Here is an 18592-nt window from a genome sequence, read left to right on the forward strand (position 1 = left end):
TTTTATGTCAAATGATAGCGCTGTTAGATAACAACAAGGGGTAGCACCGCTTATTTAAGCTCGTCTTCTTGCTGCTCAAGTCGGGCTTGCAGCTTTTGTTGTTTGCGTGCTTCAATCACGTCATTAACGTCTGTACCAATATGGACTTCGCCGCGCTGCTTGGCCAATTGGATCTGACGTTGACGCTCACGAAAGCGGGCACGCTGTTCTTCAGTCGCTTTATCGATGCAGTGCGGGCAAGACTCCCCTTTGACATAGGCAGGATGCTGCTTGTCTGCTTCGGTGATGGGCATGCGGCAGGCATAGCACTGATCGTATTCGCTTTTTTGTAGGCTGTGATTGACTGCCACGCGATTATCAAATACGAAGCAATCGCCTTCCCACATCGACTCCTCAGCCGGTACTTCTTCTAAATACTTTAAGATACCACCTTCTAAATGGTATACCTCATCAAAGCCTTGCTCACGCAAATAAGCAGTAGACTTTTCGCAGCGAATACCACCGGTACAAAACATCGCTACTTTTTTATGTTTGCTTGGGTCAAGCTCATTTTTTACGTATTCTGGGAACTCACGGAAGGTTTCAGTTTTTGGATTTACTGCATTTTTGAACGTACCGATTTGGACTTCATAATCATTACGAGTGTCGATTAATAATACATCTGGGTCGCTGATTAAGTCATTCCATTCGCTAGGTTTTACGTAGCGCCCAACCGATTGTAGCGGGTCAATGCCTTCTACACCCATGGTAACGATTTCTTTTTTGAGTTTTACTTTGGTGCGAAAAAATGGCTGTGTATCAGTGAATGACTCTTTATACTCTAAAGCGCCGATAGCAGGAATGTCTTGAATATAAGCAAGCACGGCATCAATACCAGCGCGGTCGCCAGAGATAGTGCCGTTAATGCCTTCAGAGGCCAATAATAAGGTGCCACGCACGCCTTTATCTAGCATGAGTTGGCGCAGAGGCTCACGGTAGTTTTCATAGTCATTAAAGCGGGTAAATTTATATAAAGCAGTGACAACGATGTTGTTGGTTTCTGTCAATGTGGCTGATGTGGTCATAATTTTCTCCTGCCGTCTAAGTCGTAAACCTAGTGCGTGATTAAGTCAATGCGCTGTGCAATGACGTGATAAGCTTAATTTATATACCATTAAGCAGTGTCATGGCCACATGCTTTAAAACATGTGACCTGATAAAAAAGGGTGAGTCATACCCAGTACTCTATAATTGAGGACAGTTTATAACAATAAAAGCGCTATTTTCATAGCGCTCTTGATGCTGACGAACTGATTTTTTTAGTCAGTGGTTTTAGGTCAATATTGGTAACATCTGTGGCCATTTAAGTGGCCAAGCTACAGAATTAGTCATTGGCCGGTGCGGCTTTGTTCTCTGTAGGCTTAGGTTCAGCTTTGGGCTTCTCAGCGGGTTTGGGAGCAGGTTTTGGCGCTGCTCTGGTACTGCTGGTATCGGCATTGGTACTGCTATTACTGTTGCTGTTATTGTTGCTATTGACCGGCTTAGGGGGTTCAACCGGTTTAGGCGGCTGCCTTTCAATCAAAGAGGCTCTTGGTGGTCTGACAACACCGTCTGTGACCTTTTGATTGGTGATGCGAGCATCGCTGCCGCTGCCAGTAGCACCGGCCGTGGTGTTGTCATTATCATCGGATAAATTAATCACCTCTTGTTTTGCGGTTTCTGATTTGGCTTTATTATTGACACTAACCCACTGATAAGGCACAGATTTTAACGCAGTGCGCATATAATCTACCCAAATAGGTAGGGCAGCCACACCACCATATTCGCCTCGACCTAGCGTTGAGGGTTGATCGAAGCCCACCCATACAATAGAGACTTGAGTGGGGTGGAAGCCGGCAAACCAAGCATCCTTCATCTCATTGGTCGTTCCTGTTTTACCACCGACATCTGTACGGCCTAAGGCTTTGGCTCGAGTGCCCGTTCCTCTTTGAATAACGTCACGCAGCATGCCCGCCATCTCATAAGCCACATTTGGCTTTAAGATACGTGGGGCTTGGTCGGCCACTTGATAGGTAATCGGCACAGGCTTCAAGCGATCAGATTGTGGGCCAGCATCGTAGCGGATGGCCTCAATGGCTGCTTGTAATGACGCTTTGCTATTTTTTGGTTTGGCCTTGGCGTTATCTGCCTCATCCTCTGCGCCGTCATCCTCTGCGCCGTCATCCGCTGAGTCTACAGTTTCGGACTGAGTACTATCCGCGACTTGTAATAGCTTAGGATCTTCTGCTAGAGCTTTTAAGGCCAATTGGTGTAATTTGGCATCGGCTTCGGCCTGCTTCTCATAGTCTTGTTTTAGCTTAGCATTGAGTTTTTGTAGATCATTGTTAAAGCATAATGCACAAGCACGTTGTGGGTTGGCCAAGTACAACAGCTTATTGTCATAATCATAAATTTGATCAATAAAGTACGGCTGAATGCGGTGACCGCCGTTGGCAAAGGCGGAATACGCAGTGGCCATCTGTAGAGGCGTTGCTTGACCTGCCCCTAAAGCAAGCGATAAGGTGGTGGGTAGCTTGTCTTTATCCAAACCAAATTGATCTAATAATTGACGTGCATCTGAGGTGCCAACGGCTTGTAATAGGCGAATAGACACTAGGTTACGTGACAAAATAAGGCCACGGCGAATGGTCATATCCCCATAAAAGCGGTTATCGGAGTTTTTGGGCTGCCAATCACCAATACGCAGTGGACCATCTGAAATCATACTGTCGGGACGATAGCCTTTTTCTAAGGCCGCCGCATAGTTTAAAGGCTTGATGGTTGAGCCGGGCTGACGCCAACCTTGAGTGGCTCGGTTAAATTTACTATAACGGAAATCAAAGCCACCAACCAAGGCTTCAACCGCACCAGTCTCAGGGTCGAGCGCAACCAAGCTACCTTGAACTTTGGGTATTTGAGTTAAGCGCCAAGCGGTTTTATTTTCGTTGGCAATTAAACGTACAATGTCGTCTTTTTTGACAAGATCTGAGGCACTGTTAGGGTAGCGTCTGATGCGGTTGGCATCTAAGTATTCTTTGGCCCAGCTCATGCCTGACCAAGGTACGGTGACCACTTCGCCATCTGCTAACTCAGCCTTAAAGCTGCGGCCGCTGACCTCTACTACCTTGGCCGGTACCATATTAGAATACGTGGTGAATTTGGATAAAGGTTCACCATGTGCTTCCACACCGCGCCAGCCGTGACGACGATCATAGCCAATCAGACCTTTTTTAATGGCGGTATCTGCCGCTTTTTGGTCTTCACTATCGACAGTAAGCTTAACACGCCAGCCGGCATTGACCACCTCCTCGCCATAGCGATCTACCAAGGTGCGGCGGGTCATCTCTGCCAAATAGGGCATATTCACATCCAGCTGCTCTTTGTACAAATGCACGCCGATGGGTTCTTTGACGGCTGTGTCATGCTGAGCTTGGGTGATATAACCAAGCTCTAACATGCGTCCCAAAATCCAGTTACGTCGCTCAAGTGCTTCTTCAGGATTTGACACAGGGTTGTTTTGTGACGGTGCTTTAGGTAGACCGGCTAAAGTTGCCATCTCAGCGATGGTTAGCTTATCGAGCGATTTACTGTAATATTTTTTGGCTGCCGCACGAATACCGTAGGCGCCTTCACCCATATAAATCTTATTAACGTATAAGGTTAAAATCTCTTCTTTGCTCAGCTCATCTTCGATACTACGCGCCAGATACAACTCAGTTAGCTTACGGCTAAAAGTACGCTCGGGGCTTAAAAAGTAGTTCTTAGCTACCTGCATGGTAATGGTAGAGCCACCTGTCTGACCGCCGTCTTCTGTAATAATTTCAGTAATGGCACGGCCTAAACCCTTAATACTAATCCCGCTGTGCTCATAGAATGAAGAGTCTTCTGCTGCCAAAAAGGCATTAATAAAATTCTTTGGAATGTCATCATAGGTCACCGGTAATGACATACGATTGCCGTATTGGCCGATTAACTTGTCATCTTTACTATAAATCTGCAAAGGCATCTCAAGATTGGTGCTTTTCATCTCAGAGATGCTGGGCAAGTTAGGCGTGATGTACATGGCCATCCCATAAAATCCAATAGGGAATGCCAGAACCAAAATGAGGGCCAGCGCTACGATGGCCAACAAAATGGACACAATATAATGGATAAGACGAGAGTTAGCAGACGATTGAGGCATAGTGACTCTATTAATTAAAAACTGAAATATTAGACATAGAAGACCCCGCAAAATTAAGCTTACCTATTGATATCACTGATTATTTATCAGTTTATCAAATGGGCAGTAGGCGCAAATTGCAAGCTTATGACTACGCTTATGGCTACAATTATAAAGCAAATTATAAAGTAAATGAGCGATATCTTATAGACCTAACATTAAAACACAGAGTCCGGCTCGCTTCTACCAGCGGCTGTAGACGTATTTTGGCTATAAATACCACGCCCTTTAAATGGCAGTGCTGAGATTAAGGGGTCAAAGCTGAGGCGTATTTTTGCCCAATAGTGTAGCCTAAATTGAAAGTAGCCATTGTCGGCACGTTGTTAACATACAGCGCAATAAGCATAGGAGGGGGTGTGCCTTTTTGATAGCTGGTTTTGCGCCCTAATTTTGATAAAAATCTAAAATATTTAGTTAATTTAAATTAAAAATAAATTGACAAAGTACTTTTAAATAATTAGGGTTAATAGCCCAAGAAGGCTATGCGCGATAAGGAGAGGCAGTTTGCGATTAGGGTTTTTTATGGCAAAGCCTCAGGCTTGGCTGGGTGTGGCAATCAGCAATACGGCGGTAACTTTGGTCGAAATTTGCCATCATAAAGGTCACACTCAGCTGTTAGGCTATGCCATTAAGACGTTACCACCAGGTGAGGTCATAGACAATCAAATCGTAGACTGTGAACAGATGGGTGACCATATTGCGCATCTGGTGCAGCGCATAGGCAGTCAATCCAAACAAGCTGCCATAGCTTTGCCTACTAGCTTGGCACTGACCAAAATAATTGAAATGCCTGCGGAGCTGACAGAAGATGAGATAGAAGCGCAAATTCATATCGATGCCGATCAGCACATTCCCTATCCTTTATCACAAGTCTGCCTAGATTTTCAGATTCAAGGTCCGGCTGATACTGATGACAGTATGCAGCAGGTACTTTTGGTTGCTGCGCGCTTAGAGCACGTTGAGCAGCAAACGGATAGCGTTACCTTTGCACAGTTACAGCCCAAGGTCGTTGATTTGGAGTCACACGCCCAGATATGCGCTTTTCAATTGGCTTGGGATAATTTATCTGTTCATAAGCCAAAAAACTTCACGCCTAACAACTTGACACATAACAACTTGACACATAACAACTTGGCGCCAGCTAATACGCCACAGACCGTGGCGCTTATTGATATTGGCGAGAGCCGCACCACTTTTTATAGTCACCAATCAGGACAATTGGTCTATCAGTCCCAGCAGCTGTTTGGCGGCGCTCAATTGACTCAGGCCATTGCCAATCAGCAGGGTATAGACTTGTCGCAGGCTGTGATAATAAAGCACGATTTAGCGGCATACATCACTTGCCATCAGCAGCAGGGCAGTGGTCGGCACAAGCATTCTCACAAGCATGCAGATTTGACCAAGGTTTATACGCAGTTTGTCGCTGATTTAGCGGAGCATATCACCCAAGCTTTTGACGCTTATGCTGCTTTAGCACCGGCAGTCGTCACTGAGCATATTATGCTGTGCGGCGGTAGTGCACTTTTGCCTGATATCGAGGCGATGCTAAAAGACCAGCTAAGCTGTGAGGTCAGTGTGGCCAATCCATTTGGACAAATGAAAGTGTCTGATCAAGTCGATAGGGATGAGTTATATGCCGAGGCGCCTAGGCTAATGAGTGCTTGTGGTCTGGCACTGCGTTGTCAGATGCAAAATCAGGCATATCTGTGAGCCATATTAATTTATTGTCATGGCGTGCCAAGCGGCGTGCTCACCATAACAAGCGCTTTAGACAGATGGTGGTCATAAGCATTTTAGCAGCGGTGGTCTGCTGTATTTTGGTGTGGGGACATTTTTATCAAGCACATGCCAAGCAGCAGCATCTTAATAGTCAACTGGTGCTCAGCAATGCTCAGTTAGAGGCGCAGATTGCCAGCAGTGAGGTGTTACAGCAACACCAACACACCATACGCGCTCAGATAGAGCTGCTCAATCAACGACAAAGTCAGCGCTTGGCATTATCTATGCTCTGGCGTGACATAGCAAAAGCAGTACCTGAAGGCTTATATCTGACTGGTATCAAAAGACAAGGCAATTTATTGAGCGTTACTGGAAAAGCCAGCACAGCCCAGCAAGTTACTGATCTGATGGCGGCTTTAGAGCGCAGCACTTGGCTGCATCAGGTACAAGTGCAGCATATTCAGGTGGCCGGCGCGGATGCCATTAAAGAAGATGAGACCATCAAGATATTGCCCGCTGCGAACATGGATTTTGTGATTAGCAGCCAGCACCGTCCGTCTACTAAGTAAGGAAGCATTATGAGCCTAGCTGCTCGCGTCAAAAAAACAGGGCAGGTTAAAGGGCGCATTTGGCCACTTATTTATCAAATGCAAAGCCTAGATACCCAAAACTATGGTAGCTGGCCGAGGTTCGTTAAAGTTTTTATTATTCTGCTTATCACACTGAGTATGGCTGTGATCAGCTATATGCTACCGATTCGTCAGCAGTTGGCTCGTATTGAGGCGGCGCAAAATCAACACCAGGTTTTATTGGCCGCCGCCAATGAAAAGCAGCTTAAACTTAAACAGTTACCTGACAATGATGCCCAGATCCAAGCCTTACAGCAAGGCTTTATTGAGCAGATACAGCGCCTTGGTCTGCTTGATAGCTCCGATAATTCACAACCACAGAGTTTAACAGGTGAGGCTGTAGAGCCATCATTTGCTGAGCGTCAGATGGCAAGTGGCGCAGCGCCCTCAACGCTACTACAACAAATCACTGAAGCGGGTCGCAGCAATCATATCGTGTTCAAAAACTTAGCCTTGCCTACGCAGTCGGTGGCTCACAAAGACTCTGATAACCGCTCGGATCAGCTGATGCCAGCAGACACAGTAAATGCTGCCAATTCCAGCTCTAATAAGGATATCTCCCCACAGGTTAGGACAGCAGCCACTGCCGAAAAGCTGTTTATTGAGCAGCCTATGACCCTCTTAGCCGTGGCCGAATATCAGCAGTTAGGAGGTTTTTTGGCGGATTTAGCGTTGCTACCTAAGCTGATAGTGGTACATGATTTTGAATTAACACGATTAAAGACCGGTAGCACCTTACAGCCGCAGTTGTCTTTGAGGCTACAAGCTAACGCTTATGTTTTGAGCGCTGAGACTCAAGCTAAGCTTGGCAATTTAGCTTTAAATAGCCTGTCAGACTCAGATAATCCTAAGACAACTCGTACAAATAGGTCGCATACCGATAAAACCCAGACAAATTCTTTGCCCTCCACTGCCTATCAGACAGCATCTAACCGTGATCCTTTTGGATTTAAGTCCATATTAGTTAAACACAGCGCTGTGCCAGATGTGACGGTAGTACAGGCTGGCAAGCCGGCAGCTAACCTTGACGTAAATAAGGCAGATAACCTGACCAATGCAGTTATCCCGCCAGCTGTGTGGTCAGGAGAAGGCAGCGGCCGCATACGCCAAGCGATGGAATATTATGGGCTATCTCAGCTGACCTATCGCGGGATGATGGGGTGGGGAGCTGCCACCACACAAGGTCTGGTGCAGCGGCCAGATGGGGTGATTACTGCTGTAAAAATAGGTGATTATCTGGGACTGCATCAGGGCCGAGTGGTAGAGATTACGCCCACTCATCTTAACTTGGTAGAAACGGTGCTCATCCCAGAGACCGGTAAAACTAAGCGCAGAGTCAGTCTAATCGCCCCCTTTTAGCTAGATACAAAAGCACAATCTTGCTTTGAGCGTCACTTTTTATTATGCCCTTTATTAGGAACAGCACATGATGTTTTTTAGGCCTGAGGTTTATCAGCTACGACTCAAATTTAGGGCAATGCAAGCGCTCACACTGGCGGTGACTACCAGTCTTAGCAGCCAAGTACCAGCGGCAACTTCTGCACTCATCAATATGCAAGAGCAGCCAGATACTGTCACTGCTAAAGCGTTCAACTCTTTTGCCGCGCCTTATCAGATTGACTATCAGCGCCTGTCTGAAAATCAAGAGATGCTGCAGATTGCATTAGATAATGCGGACACCCAGATTGAGATTAAGCGCCAAGGCAATACATTACTAGTGCGCTTAAAAGGGGTGACAGCCTCATCAGCACACGGGTCAATGCCTGTACTTGGGCAGAAGCTCACTGGGTTATTGCAACGTATTGAGGCCGAGCAGCGCGGTAAAGACACTTGGCTTATCTTCACGGTATCCAAAGATTTTGAGTATCAAAGCTATCAATTAGATAATCTCATTAAAATCCAGATTCAGCCGGTCAGAGCAATTCAACAAAATACTGTCACCCCAAAAATATATAGCGGCAAACCCATTTCGGTGGACTTTCAACAGGTTGAGGTGCGCAGCGTGCTGCATCTGTTATCTCAATTTACCGATACCAATATTGTCGCCACTGATCAAGTAACAGGCAGCTTAATGCTCAATTTGGTCAATGTGCCTTGGGATCAGGCGTTAGATATTATCCTTACCAGTCAGCAGCTGGGCAAACAAACCCAAGGTAATGTAATTTTGGTTGCGCCACTGGCACAGATGGCCAAACAGCGGGCCCAGCAGTTAGCCATTGAGCAGCAGTCTCAAGCACTGATGCCACTGCGCAGTGAGTATATTCGGCTTAATTATGCCAAGGCAGCAGACCTACAAGTCTTGATTATTAAAGCCAGTGGCAGCCCTACCCCTACCCCTGTGGCCATGCAACATCTACCGGCTTCAACGGCTGTCGCCAATGCACCCTCAGCTTTACCTGCTGTAGTAACACGCTTGAACTTGCCTGTCAGTAGCCGCTTGCTATCGAGCCGAGGGGTGATTGCAGTAGATGCGCGTACCAATACTTTAATTATCAAAGATACCGCTGATAGCCTGTCCAATATTCACGCTTTGATTAAGCAGATAGATATCCCAGTGCGTCAGGTAATGATTGAGGTCAGAATGGTTAGTGCCACCGACAACTTTAGCAAAGAGATGGGGGTTAAATGGGGGTTGTTATCAAAAGGAGTGGCGCACAATGATGATCTGTTAGTGGGCGCAAGTGATCAAACTTTGGCTGATTTAAAAAGCTTTAGTGCTCCAAATACTGCTTATAAAGGCCGTAATAAAAGTCGAGCGGGATACGCTATTACTCGCCCAGACAATCTTAATGTCGACTTAGGGATTAGCAATCCGGCCGGACGTATTGCATTTGGTCTACTTAGCATGTCAGATTTGATGATTGATTTGGAATTATCGGCGATGCAGGCTGAAGGCCGTGGCGAACTTATCTCTACCCCTAAGATACTGACTTTGGACAAACAAACGGCCACTGTATCTTCTGGAACCAAAATCCCTTATCAAAGTGAGTCAGAAGGCGGTGGTACCACCACTCAGTTTGAGGAGGCCTTATTGAGCCTACAGGTCACGCCTAGTATCACGCCAGAAGACAAAATATCATTACAATTAAATATCGAAAATGGTCGGCCCAATCCCGTCGGCAATGGGGTGATATTGATAGATACAGACCGATTAAGCACCAGAGTAACTGTCGGTGATGGCCAAACTCTGGTACTGGGCGGTATTTATCGCAATCAGATTTTTAATAATACCCAAAAGGTGCCTTTTTTTGGTGACTTGCCTTATATAGGCCGCTTATTTAAACAAGACTTGCGCCGTAATGACCAACAAGAGCTGCTTATCTTTGTCACCCCTAAGCTGATGCAGCTGCCCTAATATCAATGTAGTATCGATTTAGTATCGACCGGCCGCCATAAACATAAAGGAGCATAAAGGAACATAAAAGAGCTTAATAAAACTGGCTGTGTTAAAGCAGTAAGGCTTTTGGCTGTGTGGGCAAAGCGTAGCGGTGCAGCTTTAAAGTGTGGTCAAGGCTTGGGCGAGTTGCTATTATTAACAGCAATAATACTTTTTAAAACGGATACAGCTAACTGGGACTAAACCCATAAATGCCTGTATAATCCGTGAATTTATGTGAGAGATAATAATGCAATCGACACTGCCGTCATTATTTATTGTAGGCCCTATGGGAGCGGGGAAAACTACGGTTGGTAAGCTGTTGGCAAAACATTTGGGCCGAGATTTTATAGACAGTGATCACTATATTTGTGAGCAGACAGGCGCCGATATTCCGTGGATCTTCGAAAAAGAGGGTGAGACGGGGTTTCGAGAGCGTGAAGCACGTGCTATTGCTGAGCTGACAGCTTTGCCCAATGTGGTATTGGCGACAGGTGGCGGGGTAGTGATGCAGCCACAAAATAGAGACAATCTAACCAAGCAAGGCATTACCATTTATTTGCGCGCCAATGTGGATGTACAGCTTAAAAGAACCGCCAAAGATAAGTCGCGTCCTTTATTAAATACCCCCAATCCTCGAGCGGTGCTGCAGTCTTTGTTCGATGTGCGTGACCCGTTATACCGCGAAGTGGCAGATATCGTGGTGGAGACCGGCGATGGCTACCCACGCTATATGCTCAAAAAAATCATAGAAGCGTTAAAGCAGCATTATCCTGAGCACATGAAATCCTAAGTCTATAAACCCTTAGCGGAAAAGCGATAAGCGAGTCTGTCTTTTAGTTAGTAAGCGTATTGATTGCCCAGCGTATTGATATTAAGCCTAAAATGGATGTTGAGAGTCTTATGAAAGCAAATTTAGTCGTCCACACCCAAAGCCATGATTATCCCATCATTATCACCAGTCAGTGTGATATGGCCAAAGAAATTGCGCCTTATATCAAGGGCAAACAAGTGATGATAGTCACCAACACCACAGTTGAAAAGCTGTATCTAGCAGACTTGGTTGCGGGGCTAGAAGAGGACTTTGAGGTAATGAGTGTGGTGCTACCAGACGGTGAGCAATACAAGACTCAGCAGTATATTGATACCATTTATGACGCCTTGATGGACAACCACTGCAGCCGTGACGTGACCTTGGTGGCCTTAGGCGGTGGGGTGATTGGCGATATGACCGGCTTTGCTGCGGCAAGCTTTATGCGCGGGGTGAATTTTATCCAAATCCCAACCACCTTATTGTCTCAAGTGGATTCTAGTGTGGGCGGTAAAACAGGCATTAATCATCCAAAGGGTAAAAACATGATTGGCGCCTTTTGGCAGCCACAAATGGTGCTGGCTGATATGCATACCTTGACCACCTTGCCCCAGCGTGAGTTGTCAGCGGGTATGGCTGAGGTGATCAAATATGCGCTGATTATGGACGAGACGTTTTTAGATTGGTTAGAGGACAATATGGCCGCTTTAATGGGGCTTGATAAAGTGGCATTGGCAGAAGCGGTGGCGCGCTGTTGTCAGTACAAGGCCGATATCGTGGCACAAGATGAGCGCGAAGCGGGTAAGCGGGCGCTGCTAAACTTTGGTCATACCTTCGGTCATGTGATTGAGACCCATGAGGGCTATGGTCAGTGGCTGCACGGCGAGGCAGTGGCTGCCGGAATGGTGCAGGCCGCTCAGCTGTCGCATAAGATGGGCTGGATAAGTGAGGCGCAGCTGCAGCGTATCTGTACGGTGTTGATATCGGCCAAGCTGCCCACACAGCCGCCTAGCATAGATACCCAAATTGCCCTTGACTTAATGCAGCACGATAAAAAAGTTAAGTCAGGACAAGTTAGGCTGATTTTGTTAAAATCAGTGGGTGATGCCGTCGTTACTGCTGACTTTGAGCCTAAGCTGCTTGAAGAGGTGCTTGCAAGCTGCGTACCTAATTAAACAGCAGTTAATGACAGCACAAGGACTCACACAGTATAATAGTGTGCGTTTGATTCATATGATTTAAGTTTAATTAACTATTTCAATATCTCTTTATTGACTGGATTTGCTCTATGGCAATCACAAAAAGCTCACCTTCTAATATGCCTCAAAAAACCAAAAAGCGGCTTGTGGCTAGCGTGTGGTTGATTACGGCTTTATTAGTCAGTGCAGCCGCCCTAGCTTTATGGATGTTCAGTGCCGCGCCTGTTTTTGATGATGAAAAAAAGGCCGAAACCGAGGTGCCTCCTGAAGCAATCGCCTCAAAAATTGATCAAGTAACTCATATCGATAAGCTTAATGAATTGAATGTCGATGTCAAACCTATCTCATTTGATGCTTTAGTGCGAGATTTACGTGATTATCCGCCTGAGTTTAAAGATGCCAAGTATTTAAAGAAATTTAAGGGTAAATGGACCGTTCAGGTGATGGATGTGTCTGAGCACGAGATTATCACCGACTACCTTAATTCACGCAAAGACCGTCAAAAATTCGCCTATTTCCGCTATCGTGATTCAAACAATCAGCCGCGTTATCTGCTTACCTATGATGTGATGCCAAGTGAACAACTGGCTGTTAATGCGGCCAGTAGCGTTGATTTTGATTTACCGGCTAACGTCCAAGTAATCCCCGAAGAGATCTCTGGGTACTTAACGGTCATTGAAAACTATGAGCTGTCGGCGCCTATTAAAGACCTATCTCGCAACCGTGCCCGTCAGGTTAAGCTACAAGCTACTCGCAGCGAAATTGCGCCACGTCGCCGCATCGTTAGTGAGCCACAATCGAGCAATAATAGCAGCCAAGCACAAAGTCAAAGCAGCGACAGCAGCGGCACTAATAACAGCAGTGCTCGCCCAAGCAGTGACATTAAAACCTCGAATAATACCAACGACACGCTATCGGTACAAGAAGAGCGCAAAGTCGTCAGCCCATCAGAGGGTAATATTCAGCCAAGCGTTGAGCCGACTCCACCAAAAAACAATGCCAAACCCAAAGAAGAGGCTGAAAAACCAAAAGCAGAAAAACCAAAGCCAGAACCTACTAAGCCTGCCGAGGCCAGTAAAAACACTCAAAAATCTGGTAATGACAGTATTAAGCAGCTCATCGATGAAAAAACTGAATAGTTTTTTGGCGATGACATAGCCATTATCTAAGGTACTCTTGAAATCATAGAGTACCTTTTTTTTGTCTGGTTTTTATCTGGTTTTTATCTGGTTTTTATCAATAAAGCTTAGGCAGTTAACAAAGAAGTTATTAAATCACCCCATAATCTTGGCGCATAACAAGGCAGCTAAAAACAGCGTTATAGTGCGTGGCTAAGCTTTATTGATAAGGCGATAAGGTTGTGACTTGTCTAATTGATTAGACAGTACAGGCACATAATAAGACAGCTAACCAAAGTTTTTCTAATGGTGCTTATAATAAAAAGTTATTGCTTAATAAAGGTTTGGCTACAAATAAGATGTGAAGAAAAATATAATTCAATCCATAAATTTCACTGGATTTTATAGTTATGTTTCTCTAATATGGGTTATACGACGTTTAGCTAGGTTATCGTAGGTATTTATTTTAATGATAGTGAGTATTACTATTTTTATCTATATAAAGCGATTGCTAGGCTCGGTATAGACCATTATTTTTAACGTTTTTGCGATGGTCGATAACTGCCTTGTGGGTGTGATGAAGTGTTGCCTATTATCCTAATTTCATCGTATTCATCTAGGTTTGGAGTGACTGTTTTGCCAATATATTATTGGTTAAATAAGAATCCACAAAGCGTTATAGTCATTAAGATATAGATAAACAGTGAGTTAATTATTGCTACTCTCTATTTTTTGGCCCATTTCCTAACACAGCTGTGCTATCCATCCTGACAGTTGTGTCTATCTCGAATATTCATTTAGTGGTGCGTAACTGGCATCACATAAATAAAGGACACGCCATGACCCAGAATTTTATAGCCAATCCTGTAACCTTAGACCACACTCAGAACCACACACAACCCCCCGCTATAGACACCCCCACCTATCTTGCTTCTCCTGACGATTTCACCGATAACTGCGGCTTTGGCCTAGTTGCTCACATCGAAGGCAAACCCAGCCACCATTTAGTAAAAACTGCCATTCATAGCTTAAGCTGTATGACCCACCGTGGTGGTGTAGCCGCTGATGGTAAAACAGGCGATGGGTGTGGCTTATTATTGGCCAAACCAGTTGACTTCTTCCATACCGTGGCCTCAGAGCTTGGCCTTGAGCTCGATGAAAACTTCGCTGTCGGTATGGTGTTTTTAAATCTAGATGAAAAGCTTGCTGCACACAGTCAACAAGTATTGGACAAAGAAGTGGCAGCGCAAGGCTTAACGGTTGCCGGCTGGCGTGATGTGCCTGTGGATTTATCCATTGTGGGTGAGATCGGCCGTGAATCTTTGCCGCAGTTTAAACAGATTTTTGTGAATGCTCCTAGTGATTTAAGCGTTGAGGATTTTAACCGCAAGCTGTATGTCGCCCGCAAAAAAGCTGAGCTTGCACTGACCGATGATGAGCTGTTTTATGTGACCTCATTAAATTGCCAGACAGTCATTTATAAGGGCCTTGTTATGCCCTCTGACTTGCCTGCCTTTTATAGTGACTTGCAAGACAGCCGCCTGCACTCGCATATTGTGGTGTTCCATCAGCGCTTCTCAACCAATACCTTACCGCGTTGGCCATTGGCTCAGCCGTTTCGTTATTTGGCACACAACGGTGAGCTAAATACCATTACTGCTAACCGTAACTGGTCTGTGGCACGTACGCCAAAACTTGAAACGCCAAAGCTGCCAGAGATTACTCAGCTACACCCGTTAGTGAACCGTACCGGCTCTGACTCCTCAAGCCTTGATAACATGCTTGAGGTGCTTATTTCAGGGGGTATGACCTTGTTCCATGCGATGTCTATTTTGGTGCCACCCGCTTGGCAGAACGTGGACAGCATGGACATGGACTTGCGTGCCTTTTATGAGTTCTACTCGCAGCATATGGAGCCTTGGGATGGACCGGCAGGTCTGGTGATCCAAGATGGTCGCTATGCGGTGTGTATGCTTGACCGCAATGGTTTGCGCCCGTCACGCTGGGTCACCACCAAAAATGGCTACATTACGGTTGCCTCAGAGATTGGGGTTTGGGATTATGATCCTAATGACGTGATTGCCAAAGGCCGTGTTGGGCCTGGCCAAATGCTGGTTATCGATACCTTAAATGGTGAAGTATTAGACGATCAAGTTATCAGCAATCGCCTAAAAAAAGCGCACCCTTATCGCAAATGGCTGCGTGAAGAAGCCACCCGCATCCGTGATAATGAGCAGATAGAAGAGAAGCTGCTTGAACAGGGTGTACTCGGTGAGCCGCTAAAAGCGCTACAAAAAATGTTCAACATTACTAATGAAGAGCGCACTGAGATTATCCGTCCCAATGCCGAAAATGGCCAAGAGCCGGTGGGTTCAATGGGAGACGATACCCCTGTTGCGGTGCTGTCTAAGCAGGTACGTAACGTAGCCGACTTCTTCCGCCAGCAGTTCGCTCAGGTCACCAATCCCCCGATTGACCCCTTGCGTGAGTCTATCGTGATGTCATTGCAAACCTGTTTGGGTGCAGAGACCAACATCTTTAACCCAACCCCTCGTGATGCGCACCGTATTATTCTGGCCTCACCCGTGCTGTCACCGAGCAAAATGCAGCAAATTGAAGCCTTGGAGGACCCTGCCTTTTTAAGTCAGCGTATCGACATCAACTATGATGAGTCGTTAAGCTTAGAGGTGGCAATTAAGCAAATTTGTGAACAAGTTGAGCAGGCGGTTTTAGCCAAAAAGACCTTAATTATCTTATCAGACAAAGGCATTGAGAAAGGTAAATTGCCCGCCAACGCTATTTTGGTCACTGGTGCTGTGCATCATTACCTAATCGAAAAAGGTCTGCGTACCGATGCCAACTTAATTGTAGAAACGGGCGTGGCACGTGACTCACATCAAGTGGCAGTCTTGATCGGCTTTGGTGCCACGTGTGTGTATCCGTACTTGGCCTACGATGTCATCTCAGATTTAGTGGCGTCAGGTGAATTGTTGGGCGATCCGCTGCAAGCACGTGCCAATTTCCGCAAAGGCTTGGATAAAGGGCTGCTTAAAATCTTATCTAAAATGGGTATCTCAACCATTGTCTCTTATCGCGGCGCGCAACTATTTGAAGCCGTTGGCTTATCAGAAGAGATCGTTGAGATGTGCTTTAAAGGGGTACAAAGCCGTATTAAAGGCGCCACTTTTGAAGACTTGACCAAAGACCAAGCATTATTGGCCAAAAATGCCTTTAGTCGCCGCACCCCGCTAGACCAAGGTGGTATGCTCAAGTTTGTGTTTAATAAAGAGTATCACGCATTTAACCCAGATGTGATTAACACCTTACACAAAGCGGTACGCACTGGCGATTATGAGAATTACCGTGAATACGCCAACTTGGTGAATATGCGCCCTGTGGCCACCTTGCGCGATTTGTTAGCCCTTAAATCAGACAATCCCATTAGCGTGGATGAAGTTGAGGGTATCGAGGCAATCTTGCCACGCTTTGATTCAGCGGGTATGTCATTAGGGGCATTATCCCCTGAAGCGCACGAAGCAATTGCGATGGCGATGAATACCATCGGCGGCCGTTCCAACTCCGGTGAGGGCGGTGAAGACCCTGTGCGTTATGGCACCATGCGTAACTCAAAAATCAAACAGATTGCATCAGGTCGCTTTGGGGTAACCCCAGCTTATCTGCGCTCAGCACAAGTGATGCAGATTAAAGTGGCTCAGGGTGCAAAACCTGGCGAAGGCGGGCAGTTGCCAGGGGGTAAGGTCAACTCGTTAATCGCTCGTCTACGCTATTCAGTGCCGGGTGTGACTTTGATTTCACCCCCACCACATCATGATATTTACTCTATTGAAGATTTGGCACAGCTTATTTTTGACTTAAAGCAAGTCAACCCAGAAGCCTTAGTGTCGGTCAAATTGGTATCGCGCCCAGGCGTAGGCACCATCGCCACTGGTGTGGCAAAAGCGTATGCAGACTTGATTACCGTCTCAGGGTATGACGGCGGTACAGCAGCATCACCTTTGTCCTCTATTCACCATGCCGGCTCACCGTGGGAGCTTGGCTTGGCCGAAGCGCATCAGTCTTTGCGTGTTAATGGTCTGCGTGACAAAGTACGGATGCAAACCGATGGGGGCTTAAAGACAGGTCTTGATGTGGTCAAAGCGGCTATTCTGGGGGCAGAAAGCTTCGGCTTTGGTACCACGCCTATGATTGCGGTGGGCTGTAAATACCTACGTATCTGCCATCTAAACAACTGTCCGACAGGGGTTGCCACTCAGCAAGCACGTCTGCGTGATGAGCACTTCATCGGTGAAGCTGAAATGCTGATTAACTTCTTTAAGTTTGTCGCCACCGAGACCCGTGAATGGCTGGCCTTCTTAGGCGTACGTACTATGGAAGAGTTGGTAGGCCGTACAGATTTATTAGAGCTGTTAGAGGGCACTACCGATCAGCAGCGTAACCTAGATTTATCGCCACTACTGCGCACTCATCCTGCCGCAGAGGGCAAACCACATACTTGCCAAGTTGAGCGCAATGAGCCCTTTGATAAAGGCTTATTGGCTGAAAAAATGGTCGATGATATGATTTTGGCCATTCGCCAAGGTCATGGCGGTACTTACAGCTATCAAGTGGGCAACTGTGACCGCTCAATTGGGGCACGTATCTCAGGTGAAATTGCTCAGGTGTGGGGTAATTTAGGCATGTCAGATAGCCCCATCAAGCTGCACTTGGCGGGTACCGCGGGTCAAAGCTTGGGCGTGTGGAACGCAGGTGGGCTTAATATTGAGCTTGAAGGCGATGCCAATGACTATGTGGGCAAAGGCATGGCAGGCGGTGAGATTGTTATTTATCCGCCCAAAGGCTCAACGTTTGCCTCACAAGAAACCGCCATTATCGGTAACACCTGTTTGTATGGTGCCACCGGTGGTAAGCTATATGCTTCAGGGACAGCGGGTGAGCGCTTTGCGGTACGTAACTCAGGCGCACACGCCGTTATCGAGGGCGTGGGTGATCACTGCTGTGAATATATGACAGGTGGTGTTGTCACGGTACTGGGTAAAACCGGGCTTAACTTCGGGGCAGGTATGACCGGTGGTTTTGCCTTTGTACTCGATTTAGATAACAGCTTCTTTGATCGTTGTAATCATGAGCTTATTGACTTGCATCGTATCTCAAGCGAGCAGACTGAAGAGCACCGCATTTATCTAAAACAGATTATTGAAACCCATGTGGAGAAGACAGGCAGTGCTTGGGGCCGTCAGATTTTGGCTGACTTTGAGCATTATGTGCGCAAAGTATTCTTGGTGAAACCAAAAGCCGCTAATATGGCATCATTGCTGCATAGCACCACCGCAGATCCACAATAAGGCAGCGCTAAGCGAAGCCATAAGCTGTGGCCTTGATAGATTAAGGCCACAGCGTTTAACCGATAATTGCTTGACTTTTACCCTGTATATTTTGTCCAACTGAGGGTAGCCACCCCCTCGTGCGGCAGGTTTTGCGT

At 46.3% G+C, this 18592-nt stretch carries 10 protein-coding genes; 8 read left to right on the forward strand and 2 right to left on the reverse strand.

All coding sequences use genetic code 11. The features are described from left to right. Window positions 1-50: 50 nt before the first annotated feature. Window positions 51-1064, reverse strand: a complete 1014-nt coding sequence (locus DLE54_RS02020; RefSeq protein ID WP_110816082.1) for a rhodanese-related sulfurtransferase — start codon at window positions 1062-1064, stop codon at window positions 51-53. A gap of 299 nt (window positions 1065-1363) precedes the next feature. Then, entirely contained in the window at window positions 1364-4201 is a 2838-nt protein-coding gene (locus tag DLE54_RS02025; RefSeq protein ID WP_110816083.1) for a penicillin-binding protein 1A, read from the reverse strand. A 561-nt stretch (window positions 4202-4762) separates the two neighbouring features. Between DLE54_RS02025 and pilM the strand changes: the two genes are divergently transcribed. From pilM to gltB, 8 genes are all read left to right on the forward strand, one after another. Continuing rightward, a complete protein-coding gene (gene pilM / locus DLE54_RS02030) occupies window positions 4763-5950 on the forward strand; it encodes a type IV pilus assembly protein PilM (protein ID WP_110816084.1) in 1188 nt (395 codons plus the stop codon). Beyond that, on the forward strand, window positions 5947-6528 hold the full coding sequence (locus DLE54_RS02035; protein ID WP_110816085.1) for a PilN domain-containing protein: 582 nt from the start codon (window positions 5947-5949) through the stop codon (window positions 6526-6528). The genes pilM and DLE54_RS02035 overlap by 4 nt, the downstream gene beginning before the upstream one ends. A 9-nt stretch (window positions 6529-6537) precedes the next feature. Next, window positions 6538-7947 carry a pilus assembly protein PilP gene (locus DLE54_RS02040; RefSeq protein ID WP_110816086.1) on the forward strand — a complete coding sequence of 470 codons (1410 nt, stop codon included), beginning with the start codon at window positions 6538-6540 and terminating at the stop codon, window positions 7945-7947. A 67-nt stretch (window positions 7948-8014) separates the two neighbouring features. Beyond that, entirely contained in the window at window positions 8015-9943 is a 1929-nt protein-coding gene (locus DLE54_RS02045; protein ID WP_110816087.1) for a type IV pilus secretin PilQ, read from the forward strand. Window positions 9944-10214: 271 nt separating this feature from the next. Then, entirely contained in the window at window positions 10215-10757 is a 543-nt protein-coding gene (locus tag DLE54_RS02050) for a shikimate kinase (RefSeq protein ID WP_011959688.1), read from the forward strand. Window positions 10758-10867: 110 nt separating this feature from the next. Beyond that, window positions 10868-11950 carry a 3-dehydroquinate synthase gene (gene aroB, locus DLE54_RS02055; RefSeq protein WP_197708899.1) on the forward strand — a complete coding sequence of 361 codons (1083 nt, stop codon included), beginning with the start codon at window positions 10868-10870 and terminating at the stop codon, window positions 11948-11950. 113 nt (window positions 11951-12063) lie between these two features. Continuing rightward, complete coding sequence (locus tag DLE54_RS02060) at window positions 12064-13113, forward strand: hypothetical protein (protein ID WP_110816088.1); 1050 nt, start codon at window positions 12064-12066, stop codon at window positions 13111-13113. An 818-nt stretch (window positions 13114-13931) separates the two neighbouring features. Continuing rightward, complete coding sequence (gene gltB, locus DLE54_RS02065) at window positions 13932-18455, forward strand: glutamate synthase large subunit (RefSeq protein ID WP_227535421.1); 4524 nt, start codon at window positions 13932-13934, stop codon at window positions 18453-18455. Window positions 18456-18592 lie beyond the last annotated feature (137 nt).

It is taken from the genome of Psychrobacter sp. YP14 (genome assembly GCF_003209315.1).
In the GTDB taxonomy this organism is placed as follows: domain Bacteria; phylum Pseudomonadota; class Gammaproteobacteria; order Pseudomonadales; family Moraxellaceae; genus Psychrobacter; species Psychrobacter raelei.